The organism is Streptomyces sp. NPDC093111 (assembly GCF_040683955.1).
GTDB lineage: Bacteria > Actinomycetota > Actinomycetes > Streptomycetales > Streptomycetaceae > Streptomyces.
The window spans coordinates 309817-330044 of sequence record NZ_JBFBNW010000009.1 but is presented as its reverse complement, the minus strand read 5'-3'; the positions used below and the strand labels follow the sequence as shown (position 1 = coordinate 330044).

The 20228-nt window shown below is 73.8% G+C and carries 14 protein-coding genes; 5 read left to right on the top strand and 9 right to left on the bottom strand.

Going from position 1 to position 20228, the window contains the following annotated elements:
* The first annotated feature begins 39 nt into the window (after positions 1-39).
* Positions 40-354: a hypothetical protein gene (locus tag AB0Q96_RS18390; RefSeq protein ID WP_365326594.1), complete on the top strand. Its 315-nt coding sequence runs from the start codon at positions 40-42 to the stop codon at positions 352-354.
* Here the strand turns inward: AB0Q96_RS18390 and AB0Q96_RS18385 are convergent.
* Positions 345-3362, bottom strand: coding sequence for a protease pro-enzyme activation domain-containing protein (locus AB0Q96_RS18385; protein WP_365326592.1), 3018 nt, complete (start codon positions 3360-3362; stop codon positions 345-347). The genes AB0Q96_RS18390 and AB0Q96_RS18385 overlap by 10 nt on opposite strands.
* Positions 3363-3711: 349 nt before the next feature.
* On the opposite strand from AB0Q96_RS18385, the gene AB0Q96_RS18380 reads away from it, so the two are divergent.
* On the top strand, positions 3712-5376 hold the full coding sequence (locus tag AB0Q96_RS18380) for a GMC oxidoreductase (protein WP_365326590.1): 1665 nt from the start codon (positions 3712-3714) through the stop codon (positions 5374-5376).
* A 57-nt stretch (positions 5377-5433) separates the two neighbouring features.
* On the opposite strand, the gene AB0Q96_RS18375 is transcribed toward AB0Q96_RS18380, so the two are convergent.
* The 4 genes from AB0Q96_RS18375 to AB0Q96_RS18360 all read right to left on the bottom strand — a co-directional run bounded on the left by AB0Q96_RS18375 (position 5434) and on the right by AB0Q96_RS18360 (position 9665).
* Positions 5434-5913 (bottom strand): carboxymuconolactone decarboxylase family protein, encoded by a 480-nt coding sequence (locus tag AB0Q96_RS18375; RefSeq protein ID WP_365326588.1) that lies wholly within the window; start codon positions 5911-5913, stop codon positions 5434-5436.
* Positions 5910-6989 (bottom strand): dihydrodipicolinate reductase, encoded by a 1080-nt coding sequence (locus tag AB0Q96_RS18370; protein WP_365326586.1) that lies wholly within the window; start codon positions 6987-6989, stop codon positions 5910-5912. The genes AB0Q96_RS18375 and AB0Q96_RS18370 overlap by 4 nt, the downstream gene beginning before the upstream one ends.
* A 99-nt stretch (positions 6990-7088) precedes the next feature.
* The gene (locus tag AB0Q96_RS18365; protein WP_365326584.1) at positions 7089-8966 is read right to left on the bottom strand and encodes a hypothetical protein; all 1878 of its coding nucleotides are present in this window, start codon (positions 8964-8966) and stop codon (positions 7089-7091) included.
* A gap of 228 nt (positions 8967-9194) precedes the next feature.
* Positions 9195-9665, bottom strand: coding sequence for a GNAT family N-acetyltransferase (locus AB0Q96_RS18360; protein WP_365326583.1), 471 nt, complete (start codon positions 9663-9665; stop codon positions 9195-9197).
* A 145-nt stretch (positions 9666-9810) separates the two neighbouring features.
* Between AB0Q96_RS18360 and AB0Q96_RS18355 the strand changes: the two genes are divergently transcribed.
* The gene (locus AB0Q96_RS18355) at positions 9811-10602 is read left to right on the top strand and encodes a L,D-transpeptidase family protein (RefSeq protein WP_365326581.1); all 792 of its coding nucleotides are present in this window, start codon (positions 9811-9813) and stop codon (positions 10600-10602) included.
* A gap of 159 nt (positions 10603-10761) precedes the next feature.
* Here the strand turns inward: AB0Q96_RS18355 and AB0Q96_RS18350 are convergent, their stop codons facing one another.
* Together AB0Q96_RS18350 and AB0Q96_RS18345 are read right to left on the bottom strand one after the other, a co-directional pair.
* Complete coding sequence (locus AB0Q96_RS18350; protein ID WP_365326579.1) at positions 10762-11211, bottom strand: DUF523 domain-containing protein; 450 nt, start codon at positions 11209-11211, stop codon at positions 10762-10764.
* A gap of 40 nt (positions 11212-11251) precedes the next feature.
* Positions 11252-12619 carry an NAD(P)/FAD-dependent oxidoreductase gene (locus AB0Q96_RS18345; RefSeq protein WP_365326577.1) on the bottom strand — a complete coding sequence of 456 codons (1368 nt, stop codon included), beginning with the start codon at positions 12617-12619 and terminating at the stop codon, positions 11252-11254.
* Positions 12620-12817: 198 nt separating this feature from the next.
* Between AB0Q96_RS18345 and AB0Q96_RS18340 the strand changes: the two genes are divergently transcribed.
* Positions 12818-14398 (top strand): TrkA C-terminal domain-containing protein, encoded by a 1581-nt coding sequence (locus AB0Q96_RS18340; protein ID WP_365326575.1) that lies wholly within the window; start codon positions 12818-12820, stop codon positions 14396-14398.
* Positions 14399-14467: 69 nt separating this feature from the next.
* On the opposite strand, the gene AB0Q96_RS18335 is transcribed toward AB0Q96_RS18340, so the two are convergent.
* Positions 14468-16516: a phosphocholine-specific phospholipase C gene (locus AB0Q96_RS18335; RefSeq protein WP_365326573.1), complete on the bottom strand. Its 2049-nt coding sequence runs from the start codon at positions 16514-16516 to the stop codon at positions 14468-14470.
* Positions 16517-16771: 255 nt separating this feature from the next.
* Between AB0Q96_RS18335 and AB0Q96_RS18330 the strand changes: the two genes are divergently transcribed.
* Positions 16772-18808, top strand: a complete 2037-nt coding sequence (locus AB0Q96_RS18330) for a prolyl oligopeptidase family serine peptidase (RefSeq protein ID WP_365326571.1) — start codon at positions 16772-16774, stop codon at positions 18806-18808.
* Between the two features lie 111 nt (positions 18809-18919).
* Here AB0Q96_RS18330 and AB0Q96_RS18325 read toward each other — a convergent pair whose 3' ends face one another.
* On the bottom strand, positions 18920-20161 hold the full coding sequence (locus tag AB0Q96_RS18325; protein ID WP_365326569.1) for an amidohydrolase: 1242 nt from the start codon (positions 20159-20161) through the stop codon (positions 18920-18922).
* Positions 20162-20228: the final 67 nt, after the last annotated feature.

Sequence of the window (20228 nt, the reverse complement as noted above, 5' to 3'; positions counted from 1 at the left end):
CGGCGGACGACGGACGACCCGCGCGGCTCGGAGGCGGACGTGACCTCGATGTTCCTGACGGCGGCGGTCGCGGCCGCCGCCCTGGTCTGCGCCCTGGCCGTCCGGGAGCTGCGCGCCCCCGGGACCGCCCGGCGCACGCTCGCCTTCACCCGGGACCGGCGCGCGCTGGCGGCCGGGCTCGTGGCGGCGGTGCTGCTCGCCGTGCCCGGCTGGCGGGCCGCCGGACCCGGCGCCCTCGCCTGGGCGGTGCTCGTGGGCGTCCTGGTGGCGACGCTCTCCGGGAACGGGAAGGGCCCCGCCCTCCGCGCCCAGGCGCGGAAGACGGGGCCCGAGGGCTCCCGGGATCAGGAGTAGTAGCCGAACAGGTCGGCGATGACGTGCACGTTTCCGGCGTTCGGACGGAAGTCGATCTTTCCGTTGACGACGGGCACGGTCACGAGGTTGGCCACCGTCTGACCGGCGGTCCAGTTGATGTTGGACGCGTTGGGCAGCGTGGTGCCGTCCGGCCAGACCGTCAGGAAGCCGCCCGAGGACGGGGCCGTGACGGTGACGTTGAGCACGACCGCCTTGGCGTTCGCGAGGGTGTGGCCGTCGTTCAGGTTCAGGACCTGGGTGACGCCGCCCTTCATCGGGGTGGCCGAGGCCGCGCCGAGGGCGTACCGGGTGTCGAGGAGACGCGCCGGACCGGCCGAGTGGAAGGACGCGCCCTCCGCGCCGGCCGTGTAGTAGCCGAAGACGTCGGCGATGAAGTGCACGGAGCCGAGACCGGCGTTGTACAGGTTCACCGTGCCGTCGGGGCCGATCGGCAGGACGACCATGTTCGGCCGGGTCTGGCCGGTCAGCCAGTTGATGTTCGACGCGGTCGGACGGGTCGCGCCGCCCGGGTACGCGATGAGGTGACCGGTCGACTTCGGCGCGGTCGCCGTCACGTTGAGCACGACGGAGGTGGCGCCCGTGGCCGGGACGCCGCCGCTGCCCGCGACGGTCAGGGCGACGGTGCCCTTGCCGTCGACCGGCGTGTTGCCGGCGCGGCCGATGCCGTAGCGGGTGTCGAGGATGCGGGCCGGGCCGGTCGGCAGGTAGGTGCCGCCGCCGGTCGCGGTGGAGAAGTAGCCCGAGATGTCGGCGATGAAGTGCGTCGTGCCGCCACCGGCGTTGTACAGGGAGACCGTGCCGTCCTTGCCGACCGGGACGGTCACCAGGTTCGGGACGATCTGGCCCTTCAGCCAGTTCATGTTCGACGAGGACGGGCGGGTGGTGCCGCTCGGGTACGCGATGAGGAAGCCGGGCGCGCTCGGCGAGACCGCGGTGACGTTCATGACCACGGAGGTCACGCCGGTCGCCGGGACACCGCCCACGCCGGACACCTTCAGCTTGACCGTGCCGTTCGCGGCGACCGGAGTGGTGCCGGCGCGGCCGATGCCGTAGCGCGTGTCGAGGACACGGGCCGGGGTGAGCGCGTTGAACGTGGCGGCCGGGGAGGGCGCCACGGCCTTGCACAGGCCGGCGACTATCTCGCGCCCGTTCGGCGCGCCGAGGCCGGTGGCGAGGTCGTAACCGGCGCCGGCCTTGTACAGGCCGCTGTAGTTGCCCGACTGGGTCACGTTGTTGTGGCCGGTGGTGACGTCGCGGAAGGCGGACGCCGACAGCTTGTACAGCGCCGGGTGGACGTAGCCCACGGCACCGTTGGCCTGGCAGGCGAGGTCCTGGTTGGCCTGGCCGATGAGCGCGGCCCACACCGGGGCGGCGCCGCTGGTGCCGCCGATGATGTTCCAGTACTGACCGGCGCCGTAGGCGACCGGGTAGCCCGTGTTGTAGTCGGCGAGGCCCGCGACGTCCGGGACCTGACGGCAGGTGCCCGACGCCGTGGCGCAGGCGTTGGTGTAGCCGGCACCGCTGACGGCGGACTGGAAGCCGCCGGCGGGCACGGTGTAACGACGGGACACGCCGCCGCCCGAGCCGACCCAGGTGGTCTGCGCGGAGACGGAGCCCTTCATCGTGGTGCCGCCGACGGCGAGGACGTACGGCGAGGCGGACGGGAAGTCGACCGCGAGCTGGTTCTGGTTCGGAACGCCCGAGGTCGGGTTGCCGTTGTCGTCCGGGACGAAGCAGCCGGTCGAGCCGTTGTCACCGGAGGCGACGACGACGGTCTGGCCCTGGGCCGCGGCCTGCTGGAAGATCAGGTTCTCGGCGTCCTGCGCCGAGGTCGGCGTGTTCAGTTCGCACAGACCCCAGCTGACCGAGATGACCTTGGCGCGGTTCTCGTTGACGATCTGGCGGTAGACGGCCGTGCCGTCGTTCCAGGTGTTCTTGCCCTGGTAGACCAGGATCTTGGACTGCGGGGCCTGACCGATGATGGTCTGGACGTCCAGCGCGGTCTCCAGGCCGACGCCGTCGGTGGCGGCTCCGCTCGGGCCGCCGTTGACCCGTACCGAGGTGACCGGCACCTTGGTGCGGAAGCAGCGCTGGAACTCGGCGTTGTCCCGGGCGTCGTAGTTCTCGAGCGAGTAGACGGCGATGGTGGTGCCGGTCTGCACGTTCGGCTGGTTCGCCATGTTGTACTGCGTGGCCAGCGAGCGCGGCGCCCAGTAGTCCCGGGTGTCGAGCATCGCCGGGTAGCCGGGGGTCGCCGTCGCGAACAGCGTCGAGATGTCGCCGCACATCGCCGGGGTGGTCCCGGTCAGACGCGGCTGGGGGCCGGTCTGGGCCGCACCGGTTTCCTCGGCGCCCTTCTTGCGGGGCTTCGCCTTGGCGCCGGTGTTGAGCGGCTTGTACGAACCCAGCGTGCTCAGGCCGCCGACCGTGCGGACCTCGTCCGCGATCCGGCCGTCGAGGGCGGGAGCGGTGGTGTTGACGAGACCGGTGGTGCCGTCCGTCAGGCGGTAGCCGTCGAACTGGGTGCTGAACGCCTCGCCCGCCTTCGCGACGGTCGTCGTCACCGGCAGCGTGAGGCCGTCGGCCTCCAGCGCGCCGACGGTCAGACCCTTCGCCTCCAGCTCGGCGCGCACGCGCGCGACCGTCGCCGGCTCGGCGCCGAAGACCTTCGCGAACTCACCGGTACCGAGGTACTGGCGGTAGCGCGGCGATCCCGGCGTGGAGACCTCGGCGACGAAGCGCTTCAGCGCGTCCGCGTCCCGGGGCTCCAGGACGACGCTCAGTTCGAGCGCCTTGCCGGGGGCCGGGTCGGCCGTGCGGACGGCGCCCTGCGGGACCCTCGGCGCGGCGCCGACCCGCTGCGGGCCCGGGTCGTCGGAGACCGGCGCCGCGACGGCGGTGGCCGGGACGACGGCCGTGGCGACCGCCAGGGCGGCAACGGTGGCCGCACCCCATCTGAATGCCTTCTCACGGGCGGTTCGGCCCATGCACACGCTCCCTTTCACGTTCCGCGTCGCGCGGCCGAGCGGGCAGGGAGCAGCCGGGAAGGAGAGGTGGCAAGGCAGTTCCTCGGGCGCGGCGCGCTGACGTCGCAGCCCGATATGCGTGAAATCCCCCCCGGTGCCGTCCCCGCGTCCGTACAGGCGGCAGAGCGACGACCAGAGGTGAAGATGTATCAGCCCCGTACTCGCGTTCGATGCGGCGGGGTGGGGTTCTTTACCGGACCGTGATCATGGGGGCGGTTTCCGGACGTAAGTTACCCGGCGGTTTCTCGTGACTTCCCAGGAACCCGCCAGTAGAACATGTTCCCATTCGCTCAAGAGTGAGGAACGTCACGTGAGTGGTACACCCGTTCCGGCCTCCCCCTCCGGAGGCATCAGCCGTCGCCGGTTCGTCAGTGGAACCAGTTCTATTCTTGGCGGTCTCGCCCTCGCCGGACAGGTCGCGGCGGTCGGCGCCGCGACCCCGGCGAGCGCCGCCGAGGTCGCGTCCGCCTCCACGTCGATCCCGCCCGGCGCCCACGTCCCCGCCCTCGTCGTCGGCACCGGCTACGGCGGCTCCGTCGCCGCGCTCCGGCTCGCCCTCGCCGGGGTCGACGTCCACATGGTCGAAATGGGCATGGCCTGGGACACCGCGGGACCCGACGGGAACATCTTCGCCAACACCACCAAGCCGGACTACCGTTCCTACTGGCTGCGCACCCGGACCAAGCAGCCCCTCAGCAACTTCCTGGGCTTCCCGCTCGACAAGGACGTCCCCTGTTACACCGGCATCCTCGACGCCGAGGACTTCGCCGGCATCACCGTCTACCAGGGCCGCGGCGTCGGCGGCGGTTCCCTCGTCAACGGCGGCATGGCCGTCACCCCGCGCCGGGAGCTGTTCCCGGGCATCCTCCCCACCGTCGACGCGGCCGAGATGTACGGAACCTACTACCCGCGCGCCAACGCCGGACTGGGCGTCACCGAGGTGGACCGGTCCTGGTGGGAGAGCGCCGACTGCTACCAGTACGCGCGCGTCGGCCGCAAGCACGCCGAACGCTCCGGCTTCCCCTTCGTCTTCGTGCCCAACGTCTACGACTGGGACTACATGAAGCAGGAGGCCATCGGCACCGTCCCCAAGTCCGCGCTCACGGGCGAGGTCATCTACGGCAACAACCACGGCAAGAAGAGCCTCCAGAAGTCGTATCTGGCCCGGGCCGCCGAGACCGGCCGGGTCTGCATCTCCCCGCTGCACAAGGTCACCACCGTCACCCCCGCGACCGGCGGCGGCTACACCGTCGTCATGGAGCGGCTCGACAACGCGGGGAACACCGTCGAGACCAAGACGGTCACCGCCGACCGGGTGTTCTTCGCCGCCGGCAGCGTCGGCACCAGCAAGCTCCTCACCCGCCTCAAGGCCACCGGAGCCCTGCCCGCCCTCAACGACCGGGTCGGCAAGAACTGGGGCGACAACGGCAACGTCATGTGCGGGCGCGCCAACCACATGTGGGACCCCACCGGGAAGCTGCAGTCCTCGATGCCCACCGCCGGCATCGACAACTGGGACGCCGGCGGTGCCTTCGCCGAGGTCGCGCCGCTGCCCACCGGCATCGAGACCTACGCGTCCTTCTACCTCTCCATCACCAAGACCCCGCACCGCGCCGAGTTCAGCTGGAACGCGGCCACCGGAAGAGTCGACCTCAACTGGGACCGGGCCTGGAAGCAGACCTCCATCGACGCGGCGAAGACCATCTTCGACAAGATCAACTCCAAGGAGGGGACGATCTACCGCACCGACCTCTTCGGCGCCTACAAGATCTGGGGCGACCACCTGACGTACCACCCGCTCGGCGGCGCCGTCCTCGGCGAGGCCACCGACAACTACGGCCGCCTCCACGGCTACGACGGCCTGTACGTCATCGACGGCGCCCTCATCCCGGGCAGCACCACCGTCAACCCGTTCGTCACCATCACCGCGCTCGCCGAACGCAACATCGAGAAGATCATCGCCACCGACCTGTGACGCGGCCGGACGCGAGGGGGCCGGCCGGGCGGATCGCCCGGCCGGCCCCCTCGGCGTTCAGTGGGTCGGCAGCACGCACACCGTGTCGAGGCCCAGCACCCGGTTGAGCCGCCCGAAGGCCAGCCACGAGCCCAGGCTCATCGTCAGCTCCACGATCTCCACCTGGCTGTACGCGCCGGTCATCCGCGCCCAGAACTCCTCGTCCAGGTGGTGGTGGTCCAGCGCGTACCGCTCCGCGTACTCCGCGGCGAGCCGGGTGCGCTCGTCGAAGGCGTCCGTCGTCCGCCAGGCCAGGACGGCCTCGGGGAACGTGTCCTCGACCTTCTCCCCGTCCCGGTCGGTCCGCCAGTCCAGACAGAACCGGCACCCGTTGATCTGCGCGATCCGCAGCCGCGCCGCCTCGAACTCGCGCAGTCCGAGCGTCGTGTGCGCGTAGACGGACAGCGAGAAGTTCGCCGCCGCCATCCCGATCCCGGGCACCATGTCGCCCCACACGTACCCGATCGGCTCCTGCCCCTCGGGAATGTCGATGATCACCGCAGTCTCCTTCCCAGTCTCCCGACCGCCGGCCTGAGCGGCACGTCCAGCGCGTCGTACAGTCCCGGCTCGGCCGCCACGAGCCAGTCGATCGCCCCCACCAGACGGCCCACCGCGGTGGCGTTGCCGCCCGCGGACCGGTTCTCGCCCTCGTCCGTCGCCTCGACCGTGACCTCGATCCGCGGCCGGCCCTCGACGATGACCCGGTGCGCCCCCGAACCGTCCGGCGGGACCGGCCAGTCCGGTGCGCAGTCCGGGTGGATCCGGGTCACGTGCTCGATGACCAGGCGCGGCTCGCCGTCGACGATGCCCTGCACCTCGAAGCGCACCGCGCCCTGCGTGCCGGCCGCGAACTCGCCCATCGTCCGGGTCCGCACCGTCGCCTCCAGGGGGCGCCGCTGGAGCGTCTCGCGGATCTCGTCCAGCTCGACCCCGAGCGCCCGGGCCATCAGCCGCAGCTGCCCGCCCCACACCATCGTGGGCACCGAGGGCAGCAGCATCGGCGGCTCGTACTCCATGGGCTGCCCCATGCCGACGAGGTAGCGGACCGACTCCTCCTGCTCGTACGTCGAGTAGTCGAAGATCTCCTGGCAGCGGATCGCGTCCACCGTGCTGCCGAGCCCGCTGACCAGCAGCGGCAGCACGTCGTTGCCCCAGCCCGGGTCGACACCGGACGCGAACAGCGAGCCGCCGCCCTCCTTGACCGCCGCGAGCACCGGCTCGCGGAACTCGTCGGGCGCGCCCCGCTGGTCGTACAGCGGGTACAGCGCGGGCGTGACGACCACCGCGCCCGCGCGCACCGCCCGTACGACATCGGCGAGCGCCTCGTCGGGGCGCAGGTCGCCGGAGGCCGCGTACACCACGGCGCCCGGTGCCTGCGCGAGGACCGCCTCGACGTCGTCCCGGGCGGTGACACCCAGGTCGTGCCCGAGCCCGGCGAGCCGGCCGGCGTCACGGCCGACCTTGTCCGGGTTGGCGACGAGGACGGCCGAGAGTTCGAGCTCCGGATGGGCCGCGACGGCACGGATGGCCGCGCGCCCGACATTTCCGGTTCCCCACACCACCGTCGGAATCATGCGCGGAGGGTAGCGCCGGGGATGCGAGGTTCCCAGAGCCGTGACACCGTTTGCTGACGGTCTTTCAGATCCGGGTGCCGGGCCGGGAGGAGCCGCCGCTCAGCGACCGCCCTCTCGGCACTCGGCGTACCCGCGCGGATCCTCCTCGGCGAGCCGGCGCAAGGCCGCCGCCGCCCGCTCGCGCGGCTCGGTGCCGTCGTCGGGGAGCCGCCAGACGAACCGGAGCCACGGCCCCCGCTCGTCGTCCTCGCCCTCGAAGGTCCCCGGCCGGTACTCGAACCACAGCACCGTCGTGTACGGGTCGCGGGTGTCGACCCCGGTGTGCACCGGCCGCGCGTCCCAGCGGGCCAGCAGCTCCGGCCGCGCGCGCAGCCCTGCGGCGAGCAGCCGCCCGGTGTCCCTGGCCGGCCAGGACCAGCCGCCCGCACGGACCGCGCGGGCGAGCTCCGCGTCGTACGCGGCGGCGTCGAAGCGGTACGCGGGGAGCGACGGCGCGGGCGAGCCGTCGGGCAGCAGGGCCGGAAGCCTCCAGTCCCGCCACACCACCTCGTCGCCCTCCCGCACGACGGTCGCCGCCAGCGCCCCGCAGCAGCCCTCGGTGCACCAGGCCTCCGCGAGGCGCACCTCGCGGGGTTCCTCCGTGGCGGCCAGGTCGCCTCCGTCGAACAGATGCTCGGGGGAGTGGCCCCGGCCGCGCCCGAACGCCTCCGGGACGAGGGGGCGCCCGTCGATCAGGAACCGCGTCTCGACCGGCTCCCGTTCCACGGGGTCGTACGCGACCACCTCGATCCGCAACCGCCCCGGCACCACCGGCCGAGGCGCGAACAGGCGCTCCGTCGCGCCGCGCAGCCACGCCGCCCGGTGCCGCACAGCGGGTGGCGCGGCCCCGTCGGCCCGGTCGGGGAGTGCGGCCCACCCGGGCGAGGTGAGCAGCGCCCCCAGCGCGTCCAGGAGCTGCTCGCGCTGTCCCTGACGCCAGGGCAGGAGGTGGGAAGGGCCGCTGTCCACGTCCTGGGCGAGCGACAGCAGCACCGCCGCGCGCTCCACCGTCGGCGGCAGCCCGCAGGTCCGCCGGACCACGGTCTCGAAGACCTCCACCGCGTCCCGGTAACGGAGTATCTCCGTCCGGTAGTCCCGCTGGCTCGCCATCCGGACGAGCAGCCGCCCCGCCTGCACCAGGAGCCGCGGGGCGACCCGCCCGGCGCGCAACAGCCCGGCCAGGTCCGCACCCTCCGCGAGCAGCCGGGCCAGGGACGGCGAGACGGTGTCGAGGGCGAGCGGGTCGTCGATCAAGGCGGTGGCCGCCGCCCGCCGGTCGCCGGAGGCGAATGCCTCCGCGAGGGCGCGCAGCTCGGGTCGGCCGGCGTAGCGGGTGAGGTGGAGCAGGGCGGCGGCCCGGACGTCCAGGCGCCGCAGGGCGCGTACGGCGGGCCGGGTGAGCCCCCGCACCAGGCCGAGCACCCGGAGGCACGGCACGTCGGCCGGTTCCCCGAACCGTTGCAGCAGCAGGACGCCGAGGCGGGCGGAGGTCAGGTCTGGCGCCGTACGGGCCAGTCGGCGGCCGATCGCGCGGGCGGCCGGTTCGTCGGCGACGGGCAGGTCGGCGACGGCGGCGGCCAGCGCCCGGCCCCAGACGGGCTCTTCGGCGAGCCGGCGTCGGACCGCCTCGGCGGCCGTCACCGGGTCGGCGCCCGAGGCGGCGCCGGGCGACCCGAGGAGCGGGCCCAGGGCCTCCTGGGCGGCGGCGACGGCCTCACGGTGCGTCAGCGGCGGCGTGTCGTCCGGCGAGGCGGCGGCCGGTCCGGCGTCGTCCGGGGGGCGGGCGTACTCCGGCAGCGGATAGCAGCCCGCGGGCAGTCGCCCGTCCGGCTCGGCGTCGAGCCGGGCACGGGCGTAGGCGTGGAGGGAGGGACGGGAGGGGAAGGAAGGGATGGAGGGCCGGGAGCTGAGCGTCTCGCGCTCGTCCGGGGCGCTCACCGGGCGGAGGCGTACTCGATTCCGTTGATCATGCCCCCGATGCTGCCGCACCCGGGCCGGCCCGTCCAGCGTTTTGCGATCGAGGCGGCGGGGCCGGTGGGGCTGGTGTCGCCGACCAGGGCGCGCAGGGCCTGCGGGGCTGGTGGTGCCCGTAGGGGCGGTGCAGCCGACGGGCCCGACGGGCCTGATGGGCCTGATGGGCCTGATGGCGCCGTCGGGCCCGTCGGGCTAGTCGGCGAGCCGCAGCGTCACGAACGGCACGGTGTCGCCCGGCAGGACGTACCGCTCGGTCTCCACGAAGCCCCGGGCCAGCGCGAACCGCAGCCCCTCCGTGTTGCTGGCGAGCACCACGGTCTCCACGCCCTCGTCGCTCAGCGTCCGGGCGTGGGCGAGACCGCGCGCGTACAGCGCCGTCCCGTACCCCTGGCCCCGGTGTCCGGGCAGGACGCGGGCGATGACCGTGGCGGCGGGGGTCTCCTCGTCGGGCGGACGCACCGTGGAGCAGCCGACGGCGACACCGTCCGCGTAGGCGACGTCCAGCCGGTTGCGGCCCGCGCGCTCGCGGACGTCCTCGGGGGAGAGCGGGGCGGTGGGGATGATCGCGTTGTGGATCAGCCGCCAGTCCTCCAGGAGCGCGAGTCCGGCGGCGGAGCCGGCGGGGCCCACGGGACCGGCCGTCTCGATACGAAGATCGTTCATGGCCGCAGGAAACCGCGCGGGTTCCGCCCCGTCAACTCCTTTGCCACCTGACCCGGACGGGTGAGGAGGCGGGGACGCGCGACAGGCCCGCACCCGACCGGGTACGGATCCCCGCATTGCCCCGAGCCTCGGAGGTGGCCGACCCATGCCCGTCCGCAAGGGCACCGCAACGGTGCTGACCTGTGCCCTGTCCGCGGCCCTGGTGCTGACCGGCTGCACCGCCGGCCGCTCCCCGGCCTCCCCGACGCCCCCGGCACCCTCCGCCCGGGACGCGCACGACGGGCGGGACGGGGGAGCCGGGCCGCAACCGGCGCCCCCCGTCCCGCGGCAGGAGCGCCGCACGCCCGGGCGCATTCCCGGCGTCGGCCCGGTCACGCAGAGCGGCGTGCCCGACGGCACCACCCAGGCGCTCGTGGTGAGCGGCGGGAGCGCCGACGACAACGTGGTGACCGCCGTCCTCCACGAGCGGGACCCGGCCGGCCGCTGGCACCCCGTCGCCGGACCCTGGCGCGGCCACAACGCCCTGCGCGGCTGGACGGACGCCCACGTGGCCGGCGACCTGCGCTCGCCCACCGGGGTGTTCCGGATCGGCGACGCGGGCGGGCGCCTGCCCGACCCGGGCGCGCGGATCCCGTACGACCAGGACGAGGAGTTCGCGGTGTCGGGCACCGGCTTCCTCGGCGAGCCCCTGGAGGGCTCCTTCGACTACGTCGTCGCCATCGACTACAACCGCGTCGCCGGGACGACCCCGCTGAACAAGGAACGCCCGCTGGGGGACGAGAAGGGCGGCGGCGTCTGGATCCACGTCGACCACGGCGGCCCCACCCAGGCCTGCGTCTCCCTGCCCCGCGAGCACATGGCGGAGCTGCTCCGGGCCCTCGACCCGGCCCGCGAGCCCGTGATCGTGATGGGCCCGGCGGGCGAGATCGCCCTCTGAATCGCCCTCTGAGCCGCGGGCCCGGACGGAGCCGTGCGGGATGTGGTGCCGGACTCCGGGCGTCGGGCGCGCACGGGGTGCCGGAAGCCGAACGCGGACCGGAAGCCGAACGCGGACCGGAAGCCGCGCGCGGACCGGAAGCCGCGCGCGGGCGTGGTGTCAGACCCCCGGCGCGGCCGTCACCGTGATGCCGTGCCGCTCCAGGAGCGCCGCCGTGACGCCGTCGCCCGGTACGAGACCGCCGCCGAACGTCCCGTCGTAGACCCGGCCCCGCCCGCAGGAGGGGCTGCGCGGCATCAGGACCGCCTCCGCGCAGCCCGTCTCCCGGGCCAGGGCGAGCGCGAGGCGGGCTCCGGAGAGGAACTCCGCGGTCACGTCCCCGCCCCGGTCGTCGACGACCTTCGCCGTGCCGTCCAGGACGTCGTGCCCGTCGCCGCCCACCAGCTCGGCGGGCCTGCGCGGGGTCGGCAGTCCGCCCGCGCGTTCCGGGCAGAAGGGGACCACGACGCGGCCCGCGAGCCGCGCGTCGAGCGCGGCGGACGGTTTGTCGCGCGCGTCGTAACGGCACGGAACGCCCCGCAGGCAGGCGCTGACCAGTACGGAATCCATCCGGCCAGGCTAGCGAGTCCGGTCGGACCGGTGCGGCGGCTCAGGAACCGGCGGCCCGCAGCGAGGCCGTGTGGGAGCGGACCTGCTCCGGGGTGAGATAGGCGTCCGTGTACTCGAAGTCCCGCAGGGTGCCGGACTTCGAGGCCAGGAAGCCGGTACGGACGAAGTCGTCGCCCGCCAGCGCGTTGAGCAGCCAGTTGGTCATCACCCGGGTCTTCGCCACGTTCGTGCGCAGCGCCGCCCAGTGGTAGGCGCGGGCCACCGCCTGGGCCGGCATGCCGTGCAGCTCGACGCCGAGGGGCTTCGACACCCCGTCCAGGCCACCCAGGTCCACCACCAGGCCCAGGTCCTTGTGGACGTACGGGCGGGTCCGCTCGCCCCGCAGGGTCGCCACGAGGTTGTCGGCCAGCGCCTTGCCCTGGCGCATCGCGTGCTGGGCGGTGGGCGGGCAGACCGCGTCGGCCTCGCCCTTGGCGAGGTCCGGCACCGCGGCCGCGTCGCCCAGGCCCCACACCCCGTCCAGGCCGGGCACCGACATGTCCGAGCCGACGACCAACCGCCCGCGCAGCGTCTCGGCGCCCAGGGTGCCGATGAGCGGGCTGGCGGCCACGCCCGCCGTCCAGATGAGGGTGCGGCAGGGCAGCACCCGCCCGTCGGTGAGGGTCACGTTCTCGTCGTCCACGGAGGCCACCGACACCCCGAGGGAGACCTCGATGCCGCGCTTGCGCAGCACTTCCAGGGCGGCCCCGCCCAGCTTGGGGCCGAGTTCGGGCATGAGCGTGGGCGCGATGTCGACCAGGTGCCACTTGATGAGCCCGGGGTCGAGACGCGGATAGCGCTTGACGGCGGTGCGGGTGAGCAACTGGAGGCAGGCCGCCGTCTCCGTCCCCGCGTAGCCGCCGCCGACCACCACGAACTGCAGCCGCGCCGTCCGCTCGGCCTCGTCCTGGCTGGCGTCGGCGAGGTCGAGCTGGGCGATCACGTGGTCGCGGATGTACGCGGCCTCGGCGAGCGTCTTCATGCCCCGGGCGTGCTCGGCGAGCCCGGGGATGTCGAAGGTGCGGGTGACGCTGCCCGGGGCGAGGACGAGCTGGTCGTACGGCTCGGTCACCAGTTCGCCGGAGATGGTGCGCGCCACGCAGATCTTCGCCGCCGTGTCGACGCCGATCGCGCCGCCCGGGATGATCCGGGTGCGGTGCCGCTCGCTGCGGCGCAGCGACAGCGCCACCGACTGAGGGGTCAGCACCCCGGAGGCGACCTGCGGCAGCAGCGGCAGGTACAGCTGGTACGAGAAGGGCGACAGGAGCGAGATCGTCGCCTCCCTCGGCGTCAGCCGCCGTTCCAGGCGCCGCACGCACCCGACCCCTGCGAAACCGGCGCCCACCACGAGGATCCTCGGTCGAGACACGGTGTCAGCCCGCCCTTCCACGTTCCTGGCCGTCGAAGGCCCTTGAAGGCTGACTAACCGTGCACACCATCCTGAAATCATTTATATCCGCTGATCGGGTGATGAACAGGTGAGGAACGGGCGGCGGACGGCGGGGTGTCGAGCGGGCGGGCGACGGGTGCGGGTGCGGCCGGGCCGGACCTGTGGCTGAGTGGGATCATGTGGCAGTTCTTCGCGGACAACCCCTGGTTCACCCTGTTCGTCGTCATCGCCGCCGGCTCCCTCTTCGGCATGGTCCGCTTCGGGCCGGTGAAACTGGGCGCGGCGGGCGTGCTGTTCATCGGGCTGCTGCTCGGCGCCCTCGACCCGGACATCGGCCCGGCCGTCCCCGCCGGGCTCGCCGTCTTCGGTCTCGCCCTGTACGTCTACACGGTCGGCCTGGAGGCCGGACCCGCCTTCTTCCGCGAACTGCGCCCGCAGCTCGGCGTGATGATCGGAGCCGTCGTCGCGCTCGTCGTCACCGCCGTGGTGGTCGGCGTCCTCGGCAACAAGGTCTTCGGCATCCCCGGCAGCTACCTGGCCGGCGGCTACGCCGGCATCGGCACCACCACCCCCGGCCTCGCCGCGGCCCAGGCATCCTCGGCCCAGCCCACGGAACCGGCCACCGGTTACGCCATCGGCTACCCGCTCGCCGTCGTCCTCACGATCCTCTTCGTCTCGGCCATCGCCGCCGTCCGGGCCTGGCCGTCCCGCCGCGACCCCGGCACCGGCCTGCCCGACCGGCTGATCACCCGCACCGTGACCGTCGACCGGGCCCAGAAGTGGGGCGAGGTCCCCGGCGTCGCCGACGGGCGGCTCCTCGCCAGCGTCCACCAGGCCGTCGGCGCCTCCCCACGGGTCGCCCGCGGCATCGGCACCCTCGCCCCCGGTGACCGGGTCGTCCTGGTCGGCGGCCCCGAAGCCGTCGCCGAGGGCGTCGCCGTACTCGGCCAGGAGGACGCCGAGCACCTGCTCGACCGCCGCGACACCGTCGACTACCGCCGCATCCTGCTCACCAACCCCGACCTGGCCGGGCGCACCGTCGGCGAGCTCGCCCTCGCCGACGGCTACGGGGCCATGGCCACCCGGGTCCGCCGCGGCGACCAGGACCTCCTCGCCCACGACGACCTGGTGCTCCAGCTCGACGACCGGGTCCGCGTGGTCATGCCCCGCGCCCGTACCGCCGAGGTCACCGCCTACCTCGGGGACACCGAGGCCAAGGTGAGCGAGGTCAGCGCCGTCAGCATGGGCCTCGGCCTGGCCGCGGGCTTCCTCATCGGCATCCCCAAGATCACCCTCGGCGCCACCACCCTCTCGCTCGGCACCGCCGCGGGCCCCCTCGTGATGGCGATGGTCCTCGGCCGGCTGCGCCGCACGGGCCCGCTGGTCTGGGTGCTGCCGACCCGCGCCAACCTGACCCTGCGCCAGATCGGCCTGCTCGTCTTCCTGGCCTGCGTCGGGCTCACCTCCGGCTACGCCTTCCGCCGCGACGCCTTCTCCGTCTTCGGCCTGAAGCTGCTCCTCGTCCTCCTGGTGAGCGCCGTCCTCAGCTACGCCCTGATGGTCCTGGTGGCCCGGCTCCTGGGCCAGAGCCGCCCCCGGACCATGGGGCTGCTGGCCGGCTACGTCGGAAACCCCGCCATCACGGCGTACGCGAACAGCAGGGTCTCCGACAGCAGGGTGAACACCGGCTACGCGACGCTCTTCGCCCTGGCCATCCTGGTGAAGATCGTCTGCATCCAGCTCATCGTCGGCCTCTGACACCGGGCTCCGGCGGCGGATCCCGGGCCCGCCGTCAGAGGCCGGACCCGCCTCCGGGCCCTCGGTCCGTCAGCCGGTGACGCTGGGCGCCCCCGTCTCGATGTGGCCGGTGTACCGCCGCGACCAGGTGCCGTCGGAGTCGGCCAGGACGGTGAAGTCGTACCAGCCGTCGCTGTACGCCACCGCGTTGAAGTAGTCCTCGCGGGAGGAGTGCGCCGGGACCGTGTACGTCCAGGGGCCGTCCGTGCGGTACGCGTTGGGGCGGACGGTGAAGGTCACGGCGGAGGACGAGGCGTTGGTCATCTTGAACCAGATCGCGGTCTTCCCGGTGCCGGACTCCGTCGCGAACCGGGCCGCCACCTCGATGTCCTTGCCCGCCTTGGAGGCGTCGCCGATGTAGCGGCGCAGGAAGCGGTTCGGGCCCATCATCGAGATGTCGTACTTCCCGGAGCCGGAGCCGAGCCCGATGTTGAAGTAGTCGGTGGCGGTGCCGCCCGGGTCGACCGTGTACTGCCAGGCGGCGGTGTCCCGGTGCTGGTGCGGGTGGATCGAGAAGTGCGCCGGGCGCCGCGCCTCGGTGCCCTGGTTGGTCATGGAGAACCAGGCGAGGATCTTCCCGGCGGCGCCGAACTCGAAGCGGTCCAGGTTGCCGTTCACCTGGTAGGGCACGGCGCGCGCGGGGCGGGTGCCCGTCTCCTGCGGGGGCAGGGCGTTGTCCTGGGGGGCCGGGTTGGGCAGCGGGCCGCAGGTGGACTGGCCGATGACCTTCGCGGTGGACGGCAGGTTCGCCGGGACGCCGTACACCGGACTGGCGAAGTCGAAGACGCCGGTCAGGTCGCCCACCACCTTCCGCCGCCAGGCGCTGATGTTGGGGCAGGCGGCCGGGGTGCCGAGGGCCGCCGTCCAGGTCTCCATGAAGCGCAGCACGGAGGTGTGGTCGAAGACCTCGGAGCTGACCCAGCCGCCGCGGGTCCACGGCGACATGACGATCATCGGGACGCGGAAGCCGAGGCCGATCGGCACCCCGTCGATGTACTCGCCGGCGGTGCCGGGCGGCGCGACCGGCGGCGGGACGTGGTCGAAGAAGCCGTCGTTCTCGTCGTAGTTGAGGAACAGCACGGTCGAGTCGAAGACCTCGGGGTTCGCGGCCAGCGCGCGGTACACCAGGTCCACGAAGTGCGCGCCGTCACCGGGCGGGGCGTAGGGGTGCTCGGAGAACGCCTCGTTGGCGACCACCCAGGAGACCTGTGGGAGCGTCCCCGCGACGACGTCCGCGCGGATCGCGGCGGCGATGTCGTCCGGGGTCGAGCCGGTGACCTTGGGCACCGAGCCCATGCCCCGGTCGTACAGCGGGTCGCCGGGCTTGGCGTCGGTGAACCTCTTGAAGTACGCGAGCCCGTTGTCGCCGTAGTTGTCCTGGGCGTTCTGGTAGACCTTCCAGCTCATCCCGGCCCGCTGGAGGGCCTCCGCGTACGTCTCCCAGGTCAGCCCGGACTCGTCGCCGCCGTCCTTGCTGGACGGGTCGACCTTGCCGCTCCACAGGAAGGTGCGGTTGGGGCCGGTGGCGCTGAGCGTCGAGCAGAAGTAGGCGTCGCAGATGGTGTACGAGTCGGCCAGCGCGTAGTGGAACGGGATGTCGCCGCGGTCCAGGTGGCCCAGGGTGCGGGTGTTGCCGACGCCGGTGACCCAGTTGTCCATGCGCCCCTTGTTCCAGGCCGCGTGCTGCGAGGACCAGCTGTGCGGGAGGTCGCCGTTGCACTGGGCCAGGGTCTCGCCGTCGACGCCACCGGCCGGGGGAGTGGAGCTGAGCTTCCACGGGTACTGCCGGCCGCCCCAGTTGGGCTGGTTGAAGGTGCCCCAGCCGCCCGGGATGTTCCCCGCGGCCCGGTCGCCGAAGCCACGCACGCCGCGCAGCCGCCCGAAGTAGTGGTCGAAGCTGCGGTTCTCCTGCATCAGGATCACCACGTGCTTGACGTCGGTGATGGTCCCGGTGGCCCCGGCCGCGGCGGCCGAGACGGCCTCCCCGGCGGCGGCCGCGGCCCGTCCGGCCGGCAACGCGGCCCCGGCGGCGAGCCCCGCCCCGATCCCGACGAACCCTCTGCGGCTGATGGGAAGCATGCCCCGCCCCTCGTGTCACTCGGCTGCCCCGGTGGCGCGCCGAGGACAGGATGGGGGACCGAGACCCAAAGGTATACGGCCGTGCAGTAATCGATTGGTTAACTTCCGGGGGACGCTCAGGTGTTGCGGTAGCGGGCCTCGGTGATTGGTCCGGATTCGAACCAATGCGGTGTGCTGCGGGAAGGAGAGCACGGGGCGCACCCCGGTCCGGGGTGCGGCGGCGCGCTCCCGGGCGCGTGGTACACAATCGTCGGCATGACCGAGACGAGCGCGGACACCGGCAGCACCGACCCCTACCTGTGGCTGGAGGAGGTCGAGGGCGAGCGGGCGCTCGCCTGGGTGCGCGAGCGGAACGCCGAGACCAAGGCGGAGCTCGCCGACACCGACGGCGCGGCCTTCGGCGCCCTCGTCGCCGAGCTGCGCGAGGTGCTCGACGCCCCCGACCGCATCCCGTACACCCGCAGGCGCGGCGACCACCTCTACAACTTCTGGCAGAGCGCCGAGCACACCCGCGGCGTGTGGCGCCGCACCACCCTGGACGAGTACCGCGCCGACGAGCCCCGCTGGGACGTCCTGCTCGACCTCGACGCGGTGGCCGCCGCCGAGGGCGAGGACTGGACGTGGGCCGGGGCACAGGTCCTGCGGCCCGCCTTCCGGCGCGCCCTCGTGAGCCTGGCGCGCGGCGGCGGCGACGCCGTCGTGGTGCGGGAGTACGACCTGGAGGAGCGGGCCTTCGTCGAGGACGGCTTCCGGCTGCCCGAGGCCAAGACCGACATCGGCTGGATCGACGAGGACCACGTCTACGTCGGCACCGACCAGGGCCCCGGCTCCATGACCGCCTCCGGCTACCCGCGCACCGTGCGCCGCTGGCGGCGCGGCACCCCGCTCGACGCGGCGGCGCTCGTGTACGAGGGCGCCGAGTCCGACCTCGCGGTGTCCGCCTGGCACGACCCGACCGAGGGGTACGCGCGCGACTTCGTCACCCGCTACCGGGACTTCTGGCACCAGGAGACCCACCTCGTCACCGAGGGCGGCGAGCTGCGCCGGATCGAGGTCCCCGACGACGCCGACAGCTCCGTCCACCGCGAATGGCTCCTCGTCACCCCCAAGGCGCCCTGGCTCGGACAGCCCGCGGGCGCCCTCCTCGCCTTCCGTCTCGACGCCTTCCTGGCCGGACGGCGGGAGCCCGAGGTCCTGTTCACGCCCGACGAGCGCACCTCCCTCGCGGGCCACTCCTGGACCCGCAACCACCTCGTCGTCGAGACCCTCCAGGACGTCGCCAGCCGGATGTACGTCCTCACCCCGCCCACCGGTCCGGGCGACTGGAAGCGGCAGGAACTCGCCGACATCCCGCCGCTGACCTCGGCCGGCCTCACCGACACCGACCCCGACTCCGGCGACGAGTACTTCCTCTCCGTCACCGGCCACCTCGTCCCGCCCTCCCTGCACCGCGGCGAGATCGGCGGCCCGGGGGAGCTGATCAAGCAGGCCCCCGCGCGCTTCGACGCCACCGGCCTCGACGTCCGCCAGTACTTCGCGGTCTCCGCCGACGGCACCCGCGTCCCGTACACCGTCGTCGGCCGCCACGGCGAGCTCCCCGGCCCCACCCTCCTCACCGGCTACGGCGGCTTCGAGATCTCCCTGACCCCCTCGTACGACTCCGTGCGCGGCCGCGCCTGGCTCGCCCGCGGCGGTACGTACGTCGTCGCCGGCATCCGCGGCGGCGGCGAGTACGGGCCGCGCTGGCACCGCAGCGCCCTCAAGGCCGACCGGCCCCGCGCCTACGAGGACTTCGAGGCCGTCGCCCGCGACCTGGTCGCGCGCGGCATCACCACCCCCGACCGGCTCGGCATCACCGGCGGCAGCAACGGCGGCCTGCTCATGGGCGCGATGCTGGTCCGCAGCCCCGAACTGTTCGGCGCGATCGTCGGCCACGTCCCGCTGCTCGACATGCTCCGCTTCCACACGCTGCTGGCCGGCGCCAGCTGGATCGCGGAGTACGGCGACCCCGACGACCCGGCCGACCGGCCGCACCTGGCCGCGCTCTCCCCGTACCACCGTCTCGAAGCCGGCCGGCCCTACCCGCCGGTGCTGCTCACCACCTCGACCCGGGACGACCGCGTCCACCCCGGGCACGCCCGCAAGGCCGCCGCCCGGCTGCGGGAGCTCGGGCACCGGGTGCTGCTCCACGAGACCCTCGCCGGCGGCCACGCGGGCGCCACCGACCACGAGCAGACCGCCCACAACAGCGCCCTTGAGCACACCTTCCTGTGGCGGACCCTCGGCTCCTGAGCGCCCACGGGCCCCGGCGGCACGCCCTGGGGCTCCGGGACCGGCCGGCCCCGGCGGCGCCCCCACGGGCGGGCCGGGCGGGCCGGGCGGGCCGGGGGCCGGGCGGACGGCTCAGACCAGGGCGCCGTCGCGGGCCACGACCCGGCCCGCCCGGACCACCAGGTCACGGCGCGGCACGTCGACCACGGCCTGCGGTACGCACTCGCCGTCGACCAGCATGAAGTCGGCGGGCGCACCCGGGCGCAGGTCGGCCCGGTCCAGGCCCAGGAGCTCGGCACCCCCGTGGGCGGCGAGCTCGAAGCAGGCCGCCAGCTCCTCGTCGCGCCGCGCGCGCAGCGCCCAGCCGGCCAGCCAGGCCCGGTGCAGCATGTCCGCGTTGCCGAACGGGCTCCAGCTGTCCCGTACGCCGTCCGACCCCAGCCCGACCCGCACCCCCCGCTCGGCCAGGCGCCGGAACGGCAGGATCGTGGCCGCCGACAGGGCGACCGTGGTGAGCGCGACCCCGGCCCCGGACAGCTCGTCCGCCATCGCGTCGAGCTCGTGCCCGGACAGCTGGGCGACCGCGAAGGCGTGCGAGACGGTCACCCGGCCCTGGAGCCCGAGGGCCCGGGTCCGCGCGGCGATGTCCCGCAGCGGCGCCAGGCCGGTCTCGCCCCGGTCGTGCAGATGGATGTCGAGCCCGAGGCCGTGGCGCTCCGCCAGCGCGAACACCGTCCCGAGCTGCTCCCCGTCGGCCGCGCCGCGCTCGGCGTCGAAACCGGCCGGGTCGATCCCGCCGACGTGCGTGATCAGCCCGCTCGCCGCCGCCTCCTCCAGGAGCGCGGTGACACCGGGGGTCCGGACGACCCCGTGCTGCGGGAACGCGACCAGCTCCACGTCCACGATCCCGCGCAGCTTCTCCCGCGCCTCGGCCAGCCCCTCCAGGCCCGCGAGCCCGAAGGCGGGGGCCACGTCCGCGTGCGCCCGCATCGCCCGGGTGCCCTGCGCCGCCGCGTGCGCCATCAGCCGCAGCGCCCGCTCGCCCACCGGGGTGGGCAGCGCCCGGGCGAGCTCCACGTCGCCCTCGACGTACTCCCCGATGCCCTCCGCCGCCCGCCGGCTGTGCCAGGGCTCGCCCCAGGAGGTCTTGTCCGGGTGGATGTGCGCGTCGACCAGGGTCGGCAGTGCCATCCTGCCGCCGCCCTCGACCACCTCGACCGCCGCGCCCTCCGGTACGGCGTCGACCAGGACCCCGTCCACGGCGACCAGTTCGGTCACGGCCCCGCCGAACGGGCGGACGTCCCGGAAGACGGTCGCCGAGACCGAGGAGGGGGCGGCGGGAGCGGCGGACGGGACGGAGTGCGGTGAGGACACGGCGAGGTCTCCTGGGCTGCGGCGGCGGGACGAAGGGACGCCGTTTGGTATACCACGGGTTTGTATA

What these genes read in the sequence shown, in the direction of transcription:
- AB0Q96_RS18350 (WP_365326579.1), bottom strand. Translation starts at nt 11,211, where the DNA reads ATGGATTCCGTACTGGTCAGCGCCTGCCTGCGGGGCGTTCCGTGCCGT.
- AB0Q96_RS18340 (WP_365326575.1), top strand. Translation starts at nt 12,818, where the DNA reads ATGTGGCAGTTCTTCGCGGACAACCCCTGGTTCACCCTGTTCGTCGTC.
- AB0Q96_RS18355 (WP_365326581.1), top strand. Translation starts at nt 9,811, where the DNA reads ATGCCCGTCCGCAAGGGCACCGCAACGGTGCTGACCTGTGCCCTGTCC.
- AB0Q96_RS18370 (WP_365326586.1), bottom strand. Translation starts at nt 6,989, where the DNA reads ATGATTCCGACGGTGGTGTGGGGAACCGGAAATGTCGGGCGCGCGGCC.
- AB0Q96_RS18360 (WP_365326583.1), bottom strand. Translation starts at nt 9,665, where the DNA reads ATGAACGATCTTCGTATCGAGACGGCCGGTCCCGTGGGCCCCGCCGGC.
- AB0Q96_RS18385 (WP_365326592.1), bottom strand. Translation starts at nt 3,362, where the DNA reads ATGGGCCGAACCGCCCGTGAGAAGGCATTCAGATGGGGTGCGGCCACC.
- AB0Q96_RS18335 (WP_365326573.1), bottom strand. Translation starts at nt 16,516, where the DNA reads ATGCTTCCCATCAGCCGCAGAGGGTTCGTCGGGATCGGGGCGGGGCTC.
- AB0Q96_RS18330 (WP_365326571.1), top strand. Translation starts at nt 16,772, where the DNA reads ATGACCGAGACGAGCGCGGACACCGGCAGCACCGACCCCTACCTGTGG.